An 18,595-nucleotide genomic window follows, 5' to 3' on the forward strand; every position below is an offset into this window, starting at 1 on the left:
CCGTAACATCAAAAACCTAGCGGCTACTAGGTTTTAGATGAACTTTTTGAATCGTTATGAAATGTGACGATGCGCACAGTGGTTGACCAATTGATGGACTTATTCAAAATCGGCGTTGTTAGGGTTGATCCATGAAAGAGACCGTGGGGGGTACCCCGCCCGAGACGGTGCGTCGAGGGCGCCGCGGCACTTATGCCAAGACGGAGGCGCGGAGGCAGGAAATCCTGAAGGCCGCCTTCGACGTCTTTTCATCCTCGGGCTACCGCTCAGGCTCACTGAAGGACGTCGCGGACAAGGTAGGCCTGACCCAAGCAGGGCTCCTGCACCACTTTCCCAGCAAGGAAGCCTTGCTTGAGGCGCTCCTGACCTTCCGCGACGACGAGTCCGCAATCTACACCGGGGCCTTGGACGCCAAGGGAGCGGACTTGTTGCACGCCATGGTGGACCTGACGCGGCACAACACCACCATCCCAGGCCTCGTGGCCCTGTACTGCGTACTGTCCGCGGAAGCCACCGACCCCGGACACCCTGCCCACAAATACTTTCTGGAACGGTACGAGCGGGTACGCCGTTTGCTGACCGAGGGCTTCTCGCACATGGCGGTCGAGGGCAAGCTACGGCCGGGCATCGCGCCTGCCGCAGCCGCACGGCAGCTGATCGCGCTCATGGACGGATTGCAGGTCCAGTGGCTTCTCGATAGCGAATCCGTCGACATGCCATCCGAAGTCGCGGCCTACCTCAACGCCGTCACGACCGAAAGCTTCTAGCCCAACTGGCTCTCAGTAGTTGTCGTTATGAGGCCTGAAAACGACAACAACTGCGAGTTACTTGGGGTAAGCAAGCGCCCTGCGTCACATCGCCGTCAAGCCGCCGTCGACGGTGAACAGCCCGCCCGTGGCGTACGCGGAGTCGTCGCTGGCGAGGAACACCATGATGCCCTCGACGTCGGCCGCCGTTCCGGGGCGGCCGAGCATGGTGGAGTTGACCAGTCCGGCACGACTCACGGGATCGTCCGCAATGGTCTGCACCAGCGGGGTCTCGGTATAGCCGGGCACCACGGTGTTGACCCTGATTCCTTCGGCGGCGTAGTCGGCGGCGACAACCCGCGCCAAGCCATGCACCCCGGCTTTGGAACTCGTATACGCGGTGAAGGTCTGCCCGCACGCCACTACGGCGGTAGGGCTTCCAGTGCAGATAATGGACCCGCCGCGACCTTCCATGGCGCGGACTGCGTGCTTGAGTGTGAGGAAGGCCCCGCGCTGGTTAATGGCGACGGTTTTCTCCCAGACCTCCAGATCCAGCTCGCCCACGCGGGCGTCCTGCCCGAACAGCTGTACCCCGGCATTGGCCACCACGACGTCGAGCGCTCCGGCCTCGGCAGCGGCGGCGAAAGCCCCAGCCACGCTGGCTTCGTCGGAGATATCCATGCGCACAGCCTGCGCCAGGGCCGATCCCGTAACAGCAGCAGCCTTCTCGGCGGCTTCCAGATTGATGTCGGCGAAGTACACCCGGGCGCCTTCGGCAACGAAACGCTGGGCCACGGCCAGCCCGATGCCGGAGCCTGCTCCAGTAACAAGGGCGGTCTTGCCGTCTAGCCGTTTACTCATGGTGGTTCCTCTTTCAGTTCAGTCGAAGCGGCGAACAACAGTAGTCCACGGCTCAAATTCAAGATTGGTACTGTCGCCGCCCGGCAGCCGGACGACGACGCTCAGCGGTTCGGCAGTGAGGTTAGCGGCGAACAGGACGGTCGTGCCGCCGTCGCGCACGGGATACAGCACGACGCCGGGTACCTCGCCTGCCGCGTCAAGGACCTCGCAGCCGCGCACGGCGGCGACGGCGGCCAGCAGCTCGCCGGCGGGCGTAAGGCCTCCGGGTCCGCGAATCCCGCGCGGTCCTTTTGCTTCGAAGTAGCTAAGGGATTCGACGCCGGAAACGCTAAGGGCCGCGATACTGCCCAGCAACCAGGCGGCCGTAAACGGCTCGGGCTGCAGCGGGTCCGTGGCCATGGCTTCGGCTGCCGCGTCGTCACCGGCCGTGGCGACGGCGTTGAACCGCGCTTTGAGGGTGATGGGCCCAATGTGCAGCGGCCTTCCCGATCCGACCCGAAGGGCATTGAGGGCTGCGAGACGCTGCATCGGCAGGGTTTCTACGACGTGCGGCACCTCGGTGGCGTGCATTTGCGGTGTGATGCTGAATGTCAGTGCCGGAGCGTCAGGGGGCAGGATTCCCGCGTGGCGGTTCAGCTCGGTGAAGTGCGACCGGGCGCCGGCCAGCAGTACGCCGGCAAACTCTCGCCGCCGGGCCTCGTTCGTGAGTTCATCCCAGAGCCCTCGCTCCGTGACGTGGCTGGAAGCGCCGAACACTGCGAGCCGCACCACGCTGTGCAACGGCAGGAGGTCGAGGAGCCCCCCGATGCGATCCGGCGAATCGACCGACAGGCGCACATCCAGCGGAACGTCCAGCGCCGCGGCTTCTTCCGTCGCGCGCCGGACTATGTGTTCCGCGTCCAGTCGGGGCCCCAGCTCAAGAAGCAACGCGTCCAGGCCGGGGATGGGCTTGGAATGCGTCTGGGACGCCGTCTCAGACGTCGATGTAGCCGAAACCGAAAGCGCCGGCACTCGGGCCGTGCCGCCGTCGAGCACTGTGAGCACACCTTCCAGGGTCGGCCGCGGACCCGGCGCCGCCGCCCCGGGGGTCGCCGTCAGGAGCACCGACTGGTGGACGCGGTCGCCGGCGGAAACGTCAACCGGAAACGGTTTCGAAAGCGGCGTGCTGTACGTCTTGAACGAGGCGTCCGTCCAGTTCCGCTGGTCTTCGGTTTCGAAGACGTCGCCGTGGAAGTCGAGCCTGAATCGCGTTCCGTCGCGCTCCCATCCCATGGAAGAAATGTCCATGAAGGGTTGGTGCGGACTGATGTCCACGGGGAAGAACGACGGCGTGCTAGCGCCGCCGGGGCTGCCGATGGTCACCGCGCGGCCGGCGTGGTCGGGGCGGTGCAGCACCACGAGTCCGATCCGGTTGCTGCGGAAGGCCTCGGGAGCGACGCCGTCGAACGTCACCTTGAGGCTGTCCTTCATGAGGTGAATGGCAAGCTCGCCGGTGTACCGGGAGCCGAAACCGGCGAAGTCGATGTCGAGCAGGAGCGTGACACCGCCGTCACGGGCGTGTTGCGCGACCCGGCTGACAGTGGGCACGAGGGTGCGCCAGTCGTGGTCGCGGACCACTGCGCGAACGGCCCGGAGCACCGGTATGCCGTTGAACGTGATGTCCGAGAGTTCATCGTTGCGTAGCTCGGCTCGCCAAGCTGCGGCGTCCACCGTTTCCGACGGGGCGAACAGCCTGGCGCGGTTTTCGTCATTGATCACAGCAGGCCTTTGCAGCGAGGACGGAAGTAAGCGTAATCGGAATCAATTGTGATGCGCGCCATGCGACGAGTCAACCGGTTGACCAATATTTGAGAATGCAAGCACTGCGGTCCGCGTCGCGGGAGGTCACCCGAGGCAATGCCGCGAAACCCGGCGAAAGGCTTCGAAACCATTGTTGGTTCGCACGCCGCAGCCTGCCTAACCTCGATGCACGTGGTGTACCCGAGAGGCCAGGGAGCTGCCTGCAAAGCAGCGCACGCGGGTTCGAATCCCGCCACCACGTCTCATGTGGACGCCGAAGCTACTGGGCCGCGTCGTAGCCCGCCAACAGGCGGCGAGACGCCGTGCCCATGTGCGAGACCATCGCCTCCGTCACCAAGGTGGCATCCCGGGACTCGAGGGCCTTGAAGATCGCGCGATGCTCGGCGAGCGCGGCGGCCGCGTGGCCTTCATCGGTCAGCGCCCGGTCCACCCAGATCCGCAAGAGCGACCTGATGCTTTGCAGGAGTTCCTGCAGGACCTGGTTCCCCGAAGCGGACGCGATTTCCTTATGGAATGCTGCGTCGGCCTCAACGAAGACCGCAAGGTTGTCCAAGCCGGCTTCCATTGCGTCGAGGTTGGTCCGCATGCGTTCCAAGGCCTCGTCAGTGATACGGGCCGCGGCCAACTGGACCGCTTGGACCTCCAGTCCACTGCGGAGCTCGACGAGTTCGCGCGTGCGCGGCTCGCCCAGCATGAGCCCCCAGCTGAGGGTGCGGGGCAGCAACTCGGAGACGCCGTCGCGCAAGTACGTTCCGGACCCCGGCCGGACGATGACGATGCCGAGGATTTCCAGCGCAGCCAACGCCTCACGAACCGCTGAGCGCCCGACGCCGAGCGAAGCCGCCAACTGCCGCTCGGCCGGGAGGCGCGTCCCCGCCGCGATGTCGCCGCTGGTGAAGTACGCGAGCAGCCTCTCTGCAACCTCGGAGACGACGGAGCCGTGCTCCATGGGGGCAAGGGCTGCCGTCATATGGGCCGCCGCGGCGGCGAAATTCGCTGACATCTTCACAGCGTAGCAACCGGATGACCAATTTCTGCCGCCGCGCAGGCCCACGAATTCGTGGGTGCGGGCCGTGGGCTGGGTTCCGCCGCACAGCCCACGGCCCTCACCCACGGTCCAGCCGTCACGCCAGCCCGGCGTCCGAAAATTACGATCAGTCAACCGGTTGACCAATTTGCGCTCGAGGGCTTATGGTTTTTATCACACGCTTAGCTCGGTCCTGAGGCATCGAAGTCCACGGATCGGCACTAAGAAAACCCGAGCCGCCTGGTCCGCAGAAGGACAACGCGCTCCGGCAACCTCTAGGAGTCAATGTGGACACCACACAATCGGTGGTCGAAAGATCGGCCATCAAGAAGGTCGCGATCCGGCTGGTGCCGTTCGTCGCCTTGATGTTCTTCATCAATTACCTGGACCGGACGGCCATCTCGTTCGCCGGCCCCAACGGCATGAACAAGGACCTGGCGCTCTCCGCGGCGCAGTTCGGCTTCGCATCCGGAGTCTTCTTCATCGGCTACATCCTGCTGGAGATCCCCAGCAACCTGGCGCTACACAAGTTCGGCGCACGCCGCTGGCTGGCCCGCATCATGGTCAGCTGGGGCATTGTGTCCCTCTTGTTCACCTGGGTGGGCAACGTGGACCAGCTCTACATCCTGCGTTTCATCCTGGGTGTGGCCGAGGCCGGATTCTTCCCTGGCGCCATTCTCTTCCTGAGCCTCTGGGTTCCCGCAAAGCACCGCAGCAAGATCCTGGCCCTCTTCTACTTGGCACAGCCGTTGACCACGGTGATCGGCGCTCCGCTGGCCGGCGCGTTGATCCAGCAGCACGGCGTGTTCTTCGGCCTTGAAGGCTGGCGCTTCATGTTCTTCGGCGTTGCCATTCCGGCGATCGCCATCGGCCTCATCTCCTGGTTCTACCTGGCCGACTCCCCCGCCAAGGCCAAGTGGCTGACGTCCGAGGAAAAGACCTGGCTGACCGGTGCCCTCGCAAAGGAAAAGAAAGAGACCGCTGCCAGCAACAAGCACGTCAGCGTCCGCACCGTGTTCGGCAACGGCCGCGTTTGGATGCTTTCCCTGATCTACTTCGGCTTCATTTACGGCCTCTACGCCCTCGGCTTCTTCCTGCCGACCATCATCAAGGGTTTCGAGTCCCAGTTCGGCACGAAATTCGACGTCTTCCAGCAAGGCCTCATCACGGCGATCCCGTACCTGCCTGCCGCTGTCGCTTTGTACTTCTGGTCCAGGGACGCCACCAAGCGCGGCGTCAAGACGTGGCACATTGCCCTCCCCGCGCTGACCGGCGCCGTCAGCATCCCTTTGGCACTGTTCGCAGGATCCCCGGCCGCTACGATCGCCGTCATCACGATCACCGCCATGTCGATCTTCGCGGCCCTGCCGAACTTCTGGACGGTGCCCACGCAGTTCCTCACCGGGGCGGCGGCCGCAGCCGGGATCGCGCTGATCAACACGGTCGGCAACCTGGCGGGCTTCAGCGCCGGCTACATCACGGGCTGGCTCAAGGACTGGACCGGAAGCTACGTGGTGCCCATGTTCGTGGTGGGCGGGTTCATGCTCCTGTCTTCGATCCTCATGGTTGTCCTCAGCCGTCGGGGCAAAGCCGGCGACGGCATCCCCGCCGAGGCGTTGGATCCCGCAGGCGCCGGCCACCACGCAGAGCCCTAACCCCGGCCTGCCCAACTAGCTCGCAGCTGTTGTCGTTTTGCGGGCTCAGAACGACAACAACTGTCAGTCAGTTGGGTCGCTGCCCCCAGTCCCGCCATCCGGCACCACCCCAATCCTCGCTATCAGGTCCAGGAGTTCCGCATGACCCGCTTGTTCAATGAACCCGCAGCCTTCGCTGACGAAATGATCGAAGGTTTCGTCGCATCGCACGGCCGTTGGGTACGGCGCGTCTCCGGCGGCGTTGCCCGCAGCACCCGTTCGACACCGGACACGGTCGCCTTGGTGATCGGCGGCGGCTCAGGCCACTACCCGGCTTTCGGAGGCCTCGTCGGCCAAGGCCTGGCCCACGGCGCAGCGATGGGTAACCTCTTCGCCTCGCCGTCCGCGCAGCAGATCTACAACGTAGCCAAGGCTGCGGACAACGGCGGCGGCGTGCTTTTGGGCTACGGCAACTACGCCGGCGATGTCCTGCATTTCACCCAGGCCCAGGAGAAGCTCCGCACGGAGGGGGTCGATTGCCGCAGCATCGCGGTCACGGATGACATCTCCTCTGCCCCGCTCGCCGAACGGCACAAACGGCGCGGCATTGCCGGGGACCTGACCGTCTTCAAGGTCGCCGCCGCGGCGTCCGAAGCCGGGTACACGATGAACGACGTCGTGCAGATCGCCGAACGCGCCAACCACCGCACCCGCTCCTTCGGCGTCGCCTTCACCGGGTGCACGCTGCCGGGCGCGGAACAGCCACTCTTCACCGTCCCCGAGGGCCGGATGGCAGTGGGCATGGGAATCCACGGCGAACCGGGCATCGGCGAAACAGCCATCCCGACGGCGGATCAGCTTGCCGAGCTGATGGTCACCAAGCTCCTCGCCGAAATCCCCGAGGGCGTCGACACCAACAAACGTTCCCGCGTCGTCCCCATCCTGAATGGCCTAGGCAGCGTGAAGTACGAGGAATTGTTCGTGGTGTACCGCCGCGTAGCGCAGCTCCTCGCAGATGCAGGGCTTGAGGCTGTGGATCCCCAAGTGGGCGAGCTGGTGACCAGCTTCGACATGGCGGGCACCTCCCTGACCCTGTTCTGGCTGGACGAAGAACTAGAGCAGCTGTGGCTCGCGCCGGCCGATGCCCCGGCCTTCCGCCGCGGCGCGATCACCGCCCAGGCCCTGGCGTCCGACGACGGCGAGCTGGCCGACGTCGAACGTACCATCCCTGCCGCCACGGCTGAGTCCCGCGCGGCCGCCGTCCGCGTCCTCGCTGCCCTGAGCGCCGCCAAAGACGTCGTGGACGCCAACGCCGATGAACTCGGCAGGATCGATGCGATCGCCGGCGACGGCGACCACGGGATCGGCATGGAACGCGGAGTCCGGGCCGCCGTGGAAGCCGCGGCAGACGCCGTCGTACGCGGTGCCGGCGCGGCGACCACCTTGCACTTCGCCGGGGACGCCTGGGCCGACAAGGCCGGCGGCACCTCGGGCGCCTTGTGGGGCCTGGCGCTGCGGGCCGTCGGTGATGCTTTGGGCGACGCCAACGCGCCCGACGGCGGTGCTGTCGCCACCGGGGTGGCCGACGCCGCCGCGGCCATCATGAACTTCGGCAAGGCCAAGGTGGGCGACAAGACCTTGGTGGATGTCCTGGTCCCGTTCCGCGACGCCCTCGAAGCCGGCGTGCAGGACGGCCGGTCCCTGACGGACGCGTGGGGAACCGCCGTCGTGGCAGCCCAACAGGCCGCGGAAGCCACCGCGAACCTGCTGCCGCTCATGGGCCGCGCCCGCCCGCATGCCGGGAAGAGCCTGGGCACCCCGGACGCCGGAGCCGTTTCGATGGCACTGATCGTCAGGGCGATCCACGAGACCTTCCTCTAGGAAAAAACACAGTGGAGAACACCGTCGAATACAGCATTAAGGAGACAGCATGAGCACCAAACTGCGCCTGGTCATCGGATCGGACGATGCCGGATTCGAGTACAAGGAAACCCTCAAGGCCGACCTCGAGGCCAGTGAACTGGTCGAATCCGTGACCGACGTCGGAGTGGACGCCGTCAGCCACACCCCGTACCCGTCCGTGGCCATCGCTGCGGCCGAACTGATCGCCGAGGGCAAGGCCGACCGTGCCCTGCTGGTCTGCGGCACGGGGCTGGGGGTGGCCATCGCTGCCAACAAGGTCCCCGGCATCCGCGCGGTCACCGCACACGACTCCTTCTCCGTGGAACGGGCCGTCCTGAGCAACAACGCCCAGGTCCTCACCTTCGGCCAGCGCGTCGTCGGCCTGGAGCTGGCCCGCCGCCTTGCCAAGGAGTGGCTCACGTACACCTTCGACGAGTCCTCCGCCTCCGCAGAGAAGGTCACGCTCATTAAGGACTATGAGGGTGTCACTTCCTGCTAAACCCGCCGTGAGCGCCGGCGCGGTCGTCGGCGTCAGCCTGAAAATGTACTTCGGCTACGAACGCACGCTTGAATGGTGCCGCGCCGTGGCCGACATCGCCGCAGCCCACCCGGCCGTCCAAGACGGCCGCATCGAGCTCTTCGCCCTCCCTGCTTTCCCTGTCCTTAGCGAGGCCGGAAGCGTCCTTGCCCCCTCCGGGGCGGGGACGGGAGCCCAGGACATCTTCTGGGAAGACGAAGGCGCGTACACCGGTGAGGTTGGCGGTCCCATGATCACCGAACTCGGCGGTTCCTATGTAGAGGTTGGCCATGCCGAACGCCGCCGGATCTTCGGCGAGGACGATGACGTGGTCGGGCTCAAGACCGCCGCAGCCTACCGCAACGGACTCACTCCGGTTCTTTGCGTCGGCGAACCCGTGCAAGGTACGGCCGCCGAGGCGGTCGCCTACTGCGCCCGGGAGCTAGACGCGGTCCTGCACCGCGCATCCAGCCTCGAGCCCGCCAAGCGGACGATCGTGGCCTACGAACCACAATGGGCCATCGGCGCACCGGAACCCGCGACGCCTGAATACATCAGCGCCGTGGTCCGGGGTTTGGACGAGCACCTCCGGAGCCTGCCCGGACAGTCCGAGAGCAGGGTCATTTACGGCGGGAGCGCCGGTCCTGGACTGATCAGCCAGTTGGACATGTCCGTCGCCGGCTTGTTCCTGGGCCGCTTCGCGCACGACCCGCAAGCTCTCAAGACCATCCTCGACGAGGCTGCAGCACGTCTCGCGGCTACCGCTGGAGTATCGGCGAACGGGGTGACAGTATGAGCTCAACCATCGGCCTCAGCAGCTACGCCTTCTTCTGGCAGCTCTCGGACGCCGTCTCGGCGCCGCTGAGCATCCACGATGCGCTGGCCCGCACCGCGGAACTGGGCGTGGAGCTGTTCCAGATCTGCGACTACGCTCACCTGGAGCACATGTCCGACGACGAACTGGCCGCCGTCCGCTCAACTGCGGACTCCCTCGGGATCACGCTGGAAATCGGCACGAAGGGCATCCGCCCGGAGCACCTCCACAAGTTCCTGCACATCGCTGTGGCCCTCGAAGCCAAGCTGCTGCGCACCATGTTCAACGTCCCTGGCCACACCCCGGACGCGGACGAAGCCACGGCGATCTTCACCGGGATCCTGCCTGCCTTCGAAGCGGCAGGCGTGCGGATCGCCGTCGAAACGTATGAACAGGTGCCCACCGCACGGATCCTGGACGTAATCCGCCGGGTGGACAGCCCGTACCTGGGGATCTGCAGCGACCCCGCCAACACCGTTGCGGCGCTGGAGATGCCCCGCGAGGTGATTGACGCCGTCGCGCCCTATGTCCTGAACATGCACATCAAAGACTTTGCGTTCAGCCGCAAGGAGGGGTGGGTCGGGTTCACGTACTCCGGCGCACCGCTCGGCGCAGGCCTCCTGGACTACGACTACATGGCCGGAAAGATCCAGCCCGCGCAAAGAAGCATCAACCAGATCGTCGAACACTGGCTGCCCTGGCAGGACTCCGAGGCAGAAACCATCCGCCTCGAAAACCAGTGGACCCAACAAAGCCTCGAATTCCTAAGGAGCAAGTGAAATGTCAGCAGAACAATTGACCGTCGCCGTTGTCGGAGCAGGTGGCAAGATGGGGATGCGCGTTTCCGCCAACCTCCAGAAGTCCAACCACACGGTCACCTACAGCGAGAACTCCCCCGCCGGCCAGGACCGCGTCCGCGCCGAAGGCCGCGAGATCACCGCAACGGACGACGCCGTCAAGGGCGCCGACGTCGTGATCCTCGCCGTGCCGGACACCGTGCTCGGCGTCGTGTCCGAAGGCGTCGTCCCGCAGATGAAGCCCGGCTCGATCCTGCTCACCCTGGACCCGGCCGCCGCCTACGCCGGGCTGCTGGCCAAGCGTGACGACGTCGTCCAGGCGGTCGCCCACCCCTGCCACCCGTCCGTGTTCCTTGAGCGCACCACCAAGGAAGAATGGGCCGACACCTTCGGCGGCCAGGGCGCCCCCCAGAACGTCGTGGCGGCCATCGACGAGGACGCCCCCGCAGCAACCCGCGATGCCGCCGAAGCAACCATCCGCACCATCTACGCGCCCGTCATCGACGTCCACTGGGTCACCGTGAAGCAGCTCGCCATCCTGGAACCCACCCTCGTGGAGACCGTGGCCTGCATGATCGGCACCCTGCTCAATGAAGCCCTCCACGAAACGGTTCACACCGCCGGCGTCCCGGAAGAAGCAGCCAAGGCCATGCTCTTCGGCCACGTGCAGATCGCCCTGACCAACGCCCTGCGCGGCTCCAACCCGTTCTCCGAGGCCTGCGAAATCGCCATCCAGTACGGCAAGGACACCATCATCAAGGACGACTGGAAGAAGATCTTCGACGACTCCGAACTCGACGGGGTCATCGCCAAGATGCTCAAGCTGGACGCCGTCAAGCGCTAGGCGAGCCGTCACTAACCGCGAGATGGCACTTCACGGCAATGCTCCACGGCAAAGTCAACTGGTCGATGTGCCATCTCGCGGTGCATTCCAGGGGTTTACTGCCCGCCCCGCGCCAGCCATCATGAAATCAGGCGCAGGACTTCGCCGACCGCTACAGCACGGCCGCTCCTTGCGCGGCGGAGGCGCAGCGACATGTCATCCAGGATCGAGCCCGCGGACCACGCCTTGGGAGGCACTTCCACAGGCGCCCCAGACCGATTCCTGACCGACTACTACGAGCACGTGGCCGATGATGATGTGCGCAACTACGCCACGGACACGCTCCTGGAGCGTGCGCGGTACCACCGCTCATTGGCGGAACGGCGGGCTCCCGGGCAAGCTGTGATCGGCGTCTTGAACGAGGCCGACGCCAGCCTCGTAGCGATTGTCACCGAGGACATGCCCTACCTTGTCCCCTCGGTCACCGCGGAAATTGCCAGGGACAACGCCTCAATCCGGCTCCTGGTCCACCCCACTTTTACAGTCACCAGGGATGCGGCGACCCATCGCCTGACCGACATCCGCCGCGGTCCCCTGCGGACGGGACTTCCATCCGGCGTCGCGCCTTCCGCCTCGGTCACCCCTATGGACCACGACGACGGCGGCGGCCTCACGGAGGCTTGGATCGCCGTCGAGATTTCCAGGCTTCCGGACGAAACAAGTGCCGGACACCTCGTTGAACGGCTGCAGACAGTCCTTGGCGATGTCCGGGCCGCCGCGGAAGACGCGGCTGCCATCCATCAGGAGCTTGCCGACGAGATCAGGGGCTTGGTCGGGCTCTCGCAAGCCGCCCCCGCAGCGCGGGAGGCCCAGGAGTTGTTGCGCTGGCTGGACGACGGGAATTTCGTGTTTCTCGGGTACCGCGGACGGAGGAGTCTTGGGCTGCTCAGGAATGTGGCGGCCACCGCGTCCGACGTCACCGCGTCCGCCGGCGAGCCGTCCGCAAAGCCTGGCACAACTCCCGTCCTCACGCTCACCAAATCGACGCTCCGCTCGACGGTCCTCCGGCGCGCCTACCTCGACGAAATCAGCCTGGCCACGGGTGGCAAAAGCGAGCGCACTTTCGTTGGCCTTTTCGCTCCCAGCTCGGCATCCCGCTCGGCACTCCAGATTCCCGTCATCCGGGACACTGTGGAAGAGGTGCTGCGGACGTTCGCCTACCCGCCCGCATCACACCGAGGCAAGGAACTCCTGGCGGTGGTAGAGGCCTATCCGCGCGACGAACTCTTCCACATCGACGCGCGGCAGCTGGCCGAGCACGCGCGGGACATCCTGCGCCTCCAAGAACGGCACAGCACACGGTTGTTCCTTCGTCCGGACTCACACAACCGCTTCATGACGGCGCTGGTCTTCCTGCCCCGCCAGCGCTTCAGCACGGCCGTCCGGCTCAACATTGAACGCGAACTTCGCGAGGCCTTCGGCTCCGAGGCCATCGAGTTCGAGCTTCGCCTGGGCGAATCCGCCATGGCCCGCGCGTTTTTCCGGATCCGGTTGCCCCGCGAGGGGGCGCCCGCCGTCGTCGACCCTGCGGTACTGGAGCAGCGGATCATCGCCGCCACAAGGTCCTGGGCCGAAGGCCTGGACGAAGCCCTGCGGGAGAGGTTCCCCGCGGAGGAGGCCGCCCGGCTGTCCCGGCAATGGGCCACCGCCTTTCCGGCCAGCTACAAGGCAGACTACGAGGTGGAAGACGCGGTTCAGGACATCGTCCGGTTCGAAAGTTTCGCGCTCCGGGACGGGGACATGACAGACGGCGACACCACAGACCCGCTTCTCACCGTTTACCGGCGTCCGGGGACTGCCGTCCTCGCCGAGGATGCGCGGATTCGGCTCTATCTGACCCGCCCGCAGAGCCTGAGCCAGATTTTGCCGTTCTTCCACAACTTGGGCTTGCGCGTCCTGGACCAGCGGCCGTTCGATGTGCAGCGTGCAGACGGGCGGTCCTTCTTCCTCTACGACCTCGGCCTCGTCTATCCGCGCGGAATTGATCCCGTGGGTACAGGCGATCTGCTTGCCGGTTCGTTCTGTGCCGCGATGCGGGGAGATGCGGAGTCCGACCCCTTCGATGCCCTGGTCATCCGGGAGGGGATCGACTGGCGGCGGACGGCCATCCTGCGCGCGTATGCGAAGTACCTTCGGCAGCTGGGGAGCACCAATTCCTACGGGTTCATCGCGGATACCCTCCGTGAGAATGTGCGTGCAACCCGCGCTTTGCTTTCGCTATTTGAAGCGAAGTTCGATCCGGACCGGTTCGAACCCGATCTGTTCGATCCTGAACTGCGCGCGCCGACGCCTGCTGAGCCCACGCCGACTGAGCAGATTCCGGCCGGAAGCGATCTGTTCGAAACGGACCGCAGCAAGTACAGCTCGCGGACCCAAGCCACGAACGCCGCCCGCAAGGAACTGGCGGAAGCGATCGACGCCGTACCGGTCCTCGACGCCGACCGCCTGCTTCGTTCTCTGGCGAGCCTCGTGGAGGCCACCCTGCGCACCAACTTCTACCTGAACAAGCCGTATTTGAGTTTCAAGCTCAATCCCTCCTCTATCCCCGCCGCACCGGCACCCCGGCCACAGTTCGAAATCTGGGTCTACTCGCCGCGGGTGGAAGGTGTCCACTTGCGTTTCGGCCCGATTGCCCGCGGAGGATTACGCTGGTCCGATCGTCGTGAGGACTTCCGCACGGAAGTCCTCGGACTCGTGAAAGCCCAGACGGTGAAAAACGCCGTCATCGTTCCCACCGGAGCCAAGGGCGGTTTCTATCCCAAACAGCTCCCGGAGCCGGCCGAGGACCGGGCGGCCTGGTTGGCCGAGGGCCAGGAAAGCTACCGGATCTTCGTTCGCGGACTACTGGACATCACGGACAACCTGGTTGCCGAACCCGACGGCGGTTCGAGCGGCCGCGTCGTTCCGCCGGCCCGCGTAGTGAGGCACGACGGCGACGACTACTACCTCGTGGTCGCCGCGGACAAGGGCACAGCCACGTTCTCCGACATCGCCAACGACCTCGGCGCAGAGTACGGATTCTGGCTGGGCGATGCGTTCGCGTCCGGCGGTTCAGTGGGTTATGACCACAAGCAGATGGGCATCACGGCCCGAGGCGCCTGGGAGTCCGTGCGGCACCATTTCAGCGAACTGCTCATCGACTCCCGGACCGAGGATTTCACCGTGGTGGGCGTCGGCGACATGAGCGGCGATGTTTTCGGCAACGGCATGCTGCTCTCGAACCACATCAAGCTGGTGGCAGCCTTCGATCACCGGCACATCTTCCTGGATCCCACCCCGGACCCGGCCACTTCCTTCGCCGAGCGGAAACGGCTCTTCAAGCTCCCACGTTCGTCCTGGGCCGACTACAACCCCGCTAAGCTCAGTCCCGGTGGAGGGGTGTTCTCCCGGGCCGAGAAGTCGATCAGCATCACCGAACCGGTCCGCCTCGCCTTGGGATTGGATGAGGGCACGACGGCGATGAGCCCGCCTGAGCTTCTCAGGGCCGTCCTCACGGCCCCCGTCGACCTGCTTTACAACGGCGGAATCGGCACCTATGTCAAGGCGTCCACCGAGACGCACGCCGACGTCGGAGACAAGTCAAACGATGCCATCCGGGTGGACGCAGCCCAACTGCGTACCCGGATCATCGCCGAGGGTGGCAATCTCGGCATCACCCAACGCGGCAGGATCGAGGCCGCCCTGGCCGGAATCCTTGTGAACACCGATGCCATCGACAACTCCGCCGGCGTGGACTGCTCGGACCATGAGGTGAACATCAAGATCTTCCTGGACCGGATGATCACCGCGGGCAAAATGTCCCCGAACGAAAGGACGAAGTTCCTGCACTCGCTCCAGGACGAGGTGGGGCGGCTCGTGCTGAAAACCAACGTTGACCAAAACGTCCTCCTTCTCAATGACAAGCAACTGGTGCTCGAGTGGAGCCCGAGCTTCGAACGGACCATGGACTGGCTCGACTCGGCCACTGACCTGGACCGGGAGCTCGAATGCCTGCCGACTACCAAGGAAATCCAGGCACGCGTAAGGACCGGAGTTGGACTGACCTCACCGGAACTCGCCGTGCTGGCGGCCTATGCCAAGATCGAGCTGGCCCGGGAACTGACGGAGGGCGGGCTCGCGGACGATCCGTGGTTTTCGCAGACGCTGCGCGAGTATTTCCCTCGCCAACTTTCGGATCGGTTCGGCGATGAGCTGTCTACGCATCCCTTGCGCCGCCAAATCGTTGCCACGGTGGTGGCCAACGACATGATCAACCTCGGCGGCATAGCCTTCGCGTTCCGTGCCATGGAGGAGACCACGGTTTCTGCGGCCGCGGTGGCGCGTGGATTCGTGGTCATGCGCCGAATCTGGGACTTCGATTCGGTCACCGAGGCCCTGGCCCGGGTGCCGGCAAGCATCCCGCGCGAGCACGGATGCGCCGTGGCACTGGACATGCGCCGTCTCCTCGACCGGTCCACCCGTTGGTACGTCACCCACGATTTCCGGGACAAGCCCATTGCGGACGCCTTTGCTCGGCTCGAACGGCCCATGTCGCTGATGCGGGCAAATTTCACGCGCTTCCTGCACGGGATCAACCTGCAACACTCGTTGACGCGCCTTGCCCACTCGGATTCTGTCGGCTTGCCACACGAACTGGGCCTTCGAGCCGCGGAACTTCTCGTCAGCTACGGCCTCTTGGACATTTCCGCGATTGCCGAGGAATTGCAGGAGCCCGTTGAGGGCGTGGCAGAGGTCTATTTTGCGGTGTTCGAACGGATTTCGGCCATTCCCCTGTTGGAACACATCACCCTGTTGCCGCGGGACACCCACTGGGAGGCCTTGGCGCGGGCAGCCCTCCGCGACGACATGTACCTCGTCCTTGCCGACATGACCAAGGCCGTGGTCCGGCACACTCCCCGCTCCCTGGAGGCAACCGCCGACCCGGTGGAGAGGATCATGGATTGGGAACGCGGAAACATCGAACAGCTCGCCCGCATCCAGGACACCATCAAGGAAGCCATCAAGCCCGGCCCGGTAGACATCGCGGCACTCTCCGTGGCCGTGAAGCTGCTGCGCGCTATGGTCCGCCGGTGATCCAGCTCCCCGAATGCCGGACATCCCATGACACTTTGCTATCTTTTTATGCAGGAATTGCCGCTCCCCCCTGCGGCACCCTGCAGAAGGAGCCCCCCAATGAACACCGCAACAATAGAACGCAACGAAATCCATTTGTCCTTCGCATCCGTCGACGAAGTCCATGCAGGACTTGACGAAGCCGTCAGCACGCTCATCGAAGCCGCTGCCGACAACGGCCGCTGCGGGATCCTGGTGACCCGCCGGGAGCCTGGAAGCTACACGGTTGCCTTGGACGAGTCGGTCCCGTTCGGCCAGACCCGCGAGGTCCTCGCCGCCTAGGAAGCCTAGGAACAGGTACGGACAACAAAACCGGGGCTTGTTTTCCAGACCACGCCAAGAAGGCGCGGAATGGGAAACAAGCCCCGGTTTTTTAGCCCGGTTTTCTAAGCGGTCACTACACCCGCCGCAACTCCACGCCGTCGGACTTCATGAAAAGCTGTTTGGCGGCTTCATCGGCGCCAGGTCCTGCGGGTTCAAGCCACACAACGTTGCCGCTACCCGAGACTTCCTGCACCTCCCCCGCCGCGACCACATGTGCGTGCCTTACGACTTCGATCCGCTCCCCCACCTTCAACGTTCCCCAGTTGGAAACGACGGCGGACTGTGCGATTCGCCTGGACAAAACTGTCCCGCGTGCCTTCATTGAACTTCTACCCCTTTGTGGATGTTCGTTGTTTTCAGTTGTAAACGGATTTTCCCCGGCAGGCCCACGACATCGTCGGCGTGGACATGCCGTACCCCATAAGTTCTACTACACAGAAAGCGCCCCGGGGCACGTATTGCCAAACATTTCCGGGGCGCTTCCTATTGTTCACTCGAACAGTATTTTGTTCGGCGTCAGGCGAGAATTCCGACGGCGGATTCGGCGGCCGCCCGCACGTCGCCAGCGCCTACAAGACGGTCCGCCGCTTCCAGCTCAGGTGAGAGGAAACGGTCAGTTCCGGGACCATCGACGACGCCGCGCAGCACCTCGATCACGGCGGTGCCAGCCGGCCCCGGAGTGAGTTCGCCACCGGACAATTTGGTGCGGATGTCGAGGGCGCGCGTGCTCGTGACGAGTTCCACAGCCAGGACGCGGCGCAGGTTCTCGATGGCCTTTCGCAGCTTGCGGGCGGCGTGCCAACCCATGGAGACGTGGTCTTCCTGCATGGCGGAGCTCGGAATGGAGTCAACCGACGCCGGGACTGCGAGGCGCTTGTTGTCCGAGACGAGTCCGGCCTGGGTGTACTGGGCGATCATGAGGCCCGAGTCCACTCCGGGATCGTCGGCGAGGAAGGCCGGGAGTCCGTGCGAGCGGGCCGGGTCCAGCATGCGGTCCGTGCGGCGCTCGGCGATGGAGGACAGGTCCGCCACGGCGATGGCCAGGAAGTCCAGCACGTAGGCCACCGGGGCGCCGTGGAAGTTGCCGTTGGAGGAAACACGGCCGTCCGGGAGCACCACGGGGTTGTCGATGGCCGCAGCCAACTCACGGGAGGCCACGAGTTCAGCGTGCGTCACGGTATCGCGGACCGCGCCGGCAACCTGGGGTGCGCAGCGGAGCGAGTACGCGTCCTGGACCTTGGTGTCATTGACGCGGTGCGAAGCAACGATCGGCGAGTTGGAAAGCACCCGCAGCATGTTGTCCGCGCTGGCAGCCTGGCCCGGGTGGGGCCGCAGGGCCGCGTGCAGCTCCGGGAGGAACACCTGGTCCGTCCCGAGCAGCGCCTCAACGCTGAGCGCGGCGGTGATGTCCGCCGTCGTGAGCAGCAGGTGCAGGTCGGCGATGGCCATCAGGAGCATGCCGAGCATGCCCTCGGTGCCGTTGACCAGCGCGAGGCCTTCCTTTTCCGCAAGGACCACCGGCTCGATGCCGTGCGCGGCGAGGAGCTCGGCAACCGGCTTCTTTCCGGCGGCGCCGTACAGTTCGCCGTCTGGCCCGGTGGCTTCGCCTTCGCCCATCAGGACCAGGGCGCAGTGGGACAGCGGGGCGAGGTCGCCGGAGCAACCCAGCGAGCCGAATTCACGGACAACGGGGGTGATGCCGGCGTTGAGGACGTCCACCATGGTCTGCAGGACCACGGGACGAACGCCCGTACGGCCCGAAGCCAGGGTCTTGGCGCGCAGGAACATGATGCCCCGGACCACTTCGCGCTCCACTGCCGGGCCCATGCCGGCGGCGTGGCTGCGGATGAGCGACTTCTGCAACTGGGTGCGGAGTTCGTTGGGGATGTGGCGGTTGGCCAGGGCACCGAAGCCCGTGGAGACGCCGTACGCCGGAACTTCGCTGTGGGCGAGGCCATCGATGTGGTCGCGGACCTTGGCGACCGTGTCCAGGGCTTCCTGGGAGATGGTCACCTTGGCGTCGTGGCGTGCGACGGCGACGACGTCCTCCGGCGTGACTCCGCTGGAGCCGAGGGTGACGGTCAGCGGTTCGTGGGTAATGGTAGTCATCGGGGTGTTCCTACTTGCTTTCTTCCATGGGGATGCGGACGCCGCGTTCGTGGGCGACTTCGATGGCGC

At 65.2% G+C, this 18,595-nt stretch carries 14 protein-coding genes and 1 tRNA gene; 10 read left to right on the top strand and 5 right to left on the bottom strand.

The window, feature by feature from the left end:
* Positions 1–131: 131 nt before the first annotated feature.
* A complete protein-coding gene (locus tag QRN59_RS07760; RefSeq protein ID WP_284981951.1) occupies positions 132–767 on the top strand; it encodes a TetR/AcrR family transcriptional regulator in 636 nt (211 codons plus the stop codon).
* A gap of 84 nt (positions 768–851) precedes the next feature.
* On the opposite strand, the gene QRN59_RS07765 is transcribed toward QRN59_RS07760, so the two are convergent.
* Together QRN59_RS07765 and QRN59_RS07770 are read right to left on the bottom strand one after the other, a co-directional pair.
* Complete coding sequence (locus QRN59_RS07765) at positions 852–1,607, bottom strand: SDR family NAD(P)-dependent oxidoreductase (protein ID WP_284981952.1); 756 nt, start codon at positions 1,605–1,607, stop codon at positions 852–854.
* 18 nt (positions 1,608–1,625) lie between these two features.
* Positions 1,626–3,365, bottom strand: a complete 1,740-nt coding sequence (locus QRN59_RS07770) for a D-apionate lactonase family protein (RefSeq protein ID WP_284981953.1) — start codon at positions 3,363–3,365, stop codon at positions 1,626–1,628.
* Positions 3,366–3,577: 212 nt separating this feature from the next.
* On the opposite strand from QRN59_RS07770, the gene QRN59_RS07775 reads away from it, so the two are divergent.
* A tRNA-Cys gene (locus tag QRN59_RS07775) sits at positions 3,578–3,648 on the top strand.
* A gap of 18 nt (positions 3,649–3,666) precedes the next feature.
* Here the strand turns inward: QRN59_RS07775 and QRN59_RS07780 are convergent.
* Positions 3,667–4,410 (bottom strand): FadR/GntR family transcriptional regulator, encoded by a 744-nt coding sequence (locus QRN59_RS07780; RefSeq protein WP_284981954.1) that lies wholly within the window; start codon positions 4,408–4,410, stop codon positions 3,667–3,669.
* 311 nt (positions 4,411–4,721) lie between these two features.
* On the opposite strand from QRN59_RS07780, the gene QRN59_RS07785 reads away from it, so the two are divergent.
* The 8 genes from QRN59_RS07785 to QRN59_RS07820 all read left to right on the top strand — a co-directional run bounded on the left by QRN59_RS07785 (position 4,722) and on the right by QRN59_RS07820 (position 16,375).
* A complete protein-coding gene (locus tag QRN59_RS07785) occupies positions 4,722–6,089 on the top strand; it encodes an MFS transporter (protein WP_284981955.1) in 1,368 nt (455 codons plus the stop codon).
* Between the two features lie 141 nt (positions 6,090–6,230).
* Positions 6,231–7,949: a dihydroxyacetone kinase family protein gene (locus tag QRN59_RS07790; protein ID WP_284981956.1), complete on the top strand. Its 1,719-nt coding sequence runs from the start codon at positions 6,231–6,233 to the stop codon at positions 7,947–7,949.
* Positions 7,950–7,998: 49 nt separating this feature from the next.
* Entirely contained in the window at positions 7,999–8,469 is a 471-nt protein-coding gene (locus QRN59_RS07795) for a ribose-5-phosphate isomerase (RefSeq protein WP_284981957.1), read from the top strand.
* Entirely contained in the window at positions 8,453–9,283 is an 831-nt protein-coding gene (locus QRN59_RS07800) for a triose-phosphate isomerase family protein (protein WP_284981958.1), read from the top strand. The genes QRN59_RS07795 and QRN59_RS07800 overlap by 17 nt, the downstream gene beginning before the upstream one ends.
* Positions 9,280–10,080, top strand: a complete 801-nt coding sequence (locus QRN59_RS07805) for a sugar phosphate isomerase/epimerase family protein (RefSeq protein WP_284981959.1) — start codon at positions 9,280–9,282, stop codon at positions 10,078–10,080. Before QRN59_RS07800 ends, QRN59_RS07805 begins: the two co-directional genes overlap by 4 nt.
* 1 nt (position 10,081) lies before the next feature.
* The gene (locus QRN59_RS07810) at positions 10,082–10,942 is read left to right on the top strand and encodes a phosphogluconate dehydrogenase C-terminal domain-containing protein (protein ID WP_284981960.1); all 861 of its coding nucleotides are present in this window, start codon (positions 10,082–10,084) and stop codon (positions 10,940–10,942) included.
* Positions 10,943–11,134: 192 nt separating this feature from the next.
* On the top strand, positions 11,135–16,054 hold the full coding sequence (locus tag QRN59_RS07815) for an NAD-glutamate dehydrogenase (protein WP_284981961.1): 4,920 nt from the start codon (positions 11,135–11,137) through the stop codon (positions 16,052–16,054).
* A gap of 99 nt (positions 16,055–16,153) precedes the next feature.
* Positions 16,154–16,375: a hypothetical protein gene (locus QRN59_RS07820; RefSeq protein ID WP_234752813.1), complete on the top strand. Its 222-nt coding sequence runs from the start codon at positions 16,154–16,156 to the stop codon at positions 16,373–16,375.
* Positions 16,376–16,490: 115 nt separating this feature from the next.
* Here the strand turns inward: QRN59_RS07820 and QRN59_RS07825 are convergent, their stop codons facing one another.
* Both QRN59_RS07825 and hutH read right to left on the bottom strand, forming a co-directional pair.
* Positions 16,491–16,739: a hypothetical protein gene (locus QRN59_RS07825; RefSeq protein ID WP_059388455.1), complete on the bottom strand. Its 249-nt coding sequence runs from the start codon at positions 16,737–16,739 to the stop codon at positions 16,491–16,493.
* 194 nt (positions 16,740–16,933) lie between these two features.
* Complete coding sequence (gene hutH / locus QRN59_RS07830; RefSeq protein WP_284981962.1) at positions 16,934–18,526, bottom strand: histidine ammonia-lyase; 1,593 nt, start codon at positions 18,524–18,526, stop codon at positions 16,934–16,936.
* Positions 18,527–18,595 lie beyond the last annotated feature (69 nt).

Origin of the sequence: Arthrobacter sp. efr-133-TYG-118, assembly GCF_030209755.1 — a bacterium.
Lineage (GTDB): Bacteria > Actinomycetota > Actinomycetes > Actinomycetales > Micrococcaceae > Arthrobacter.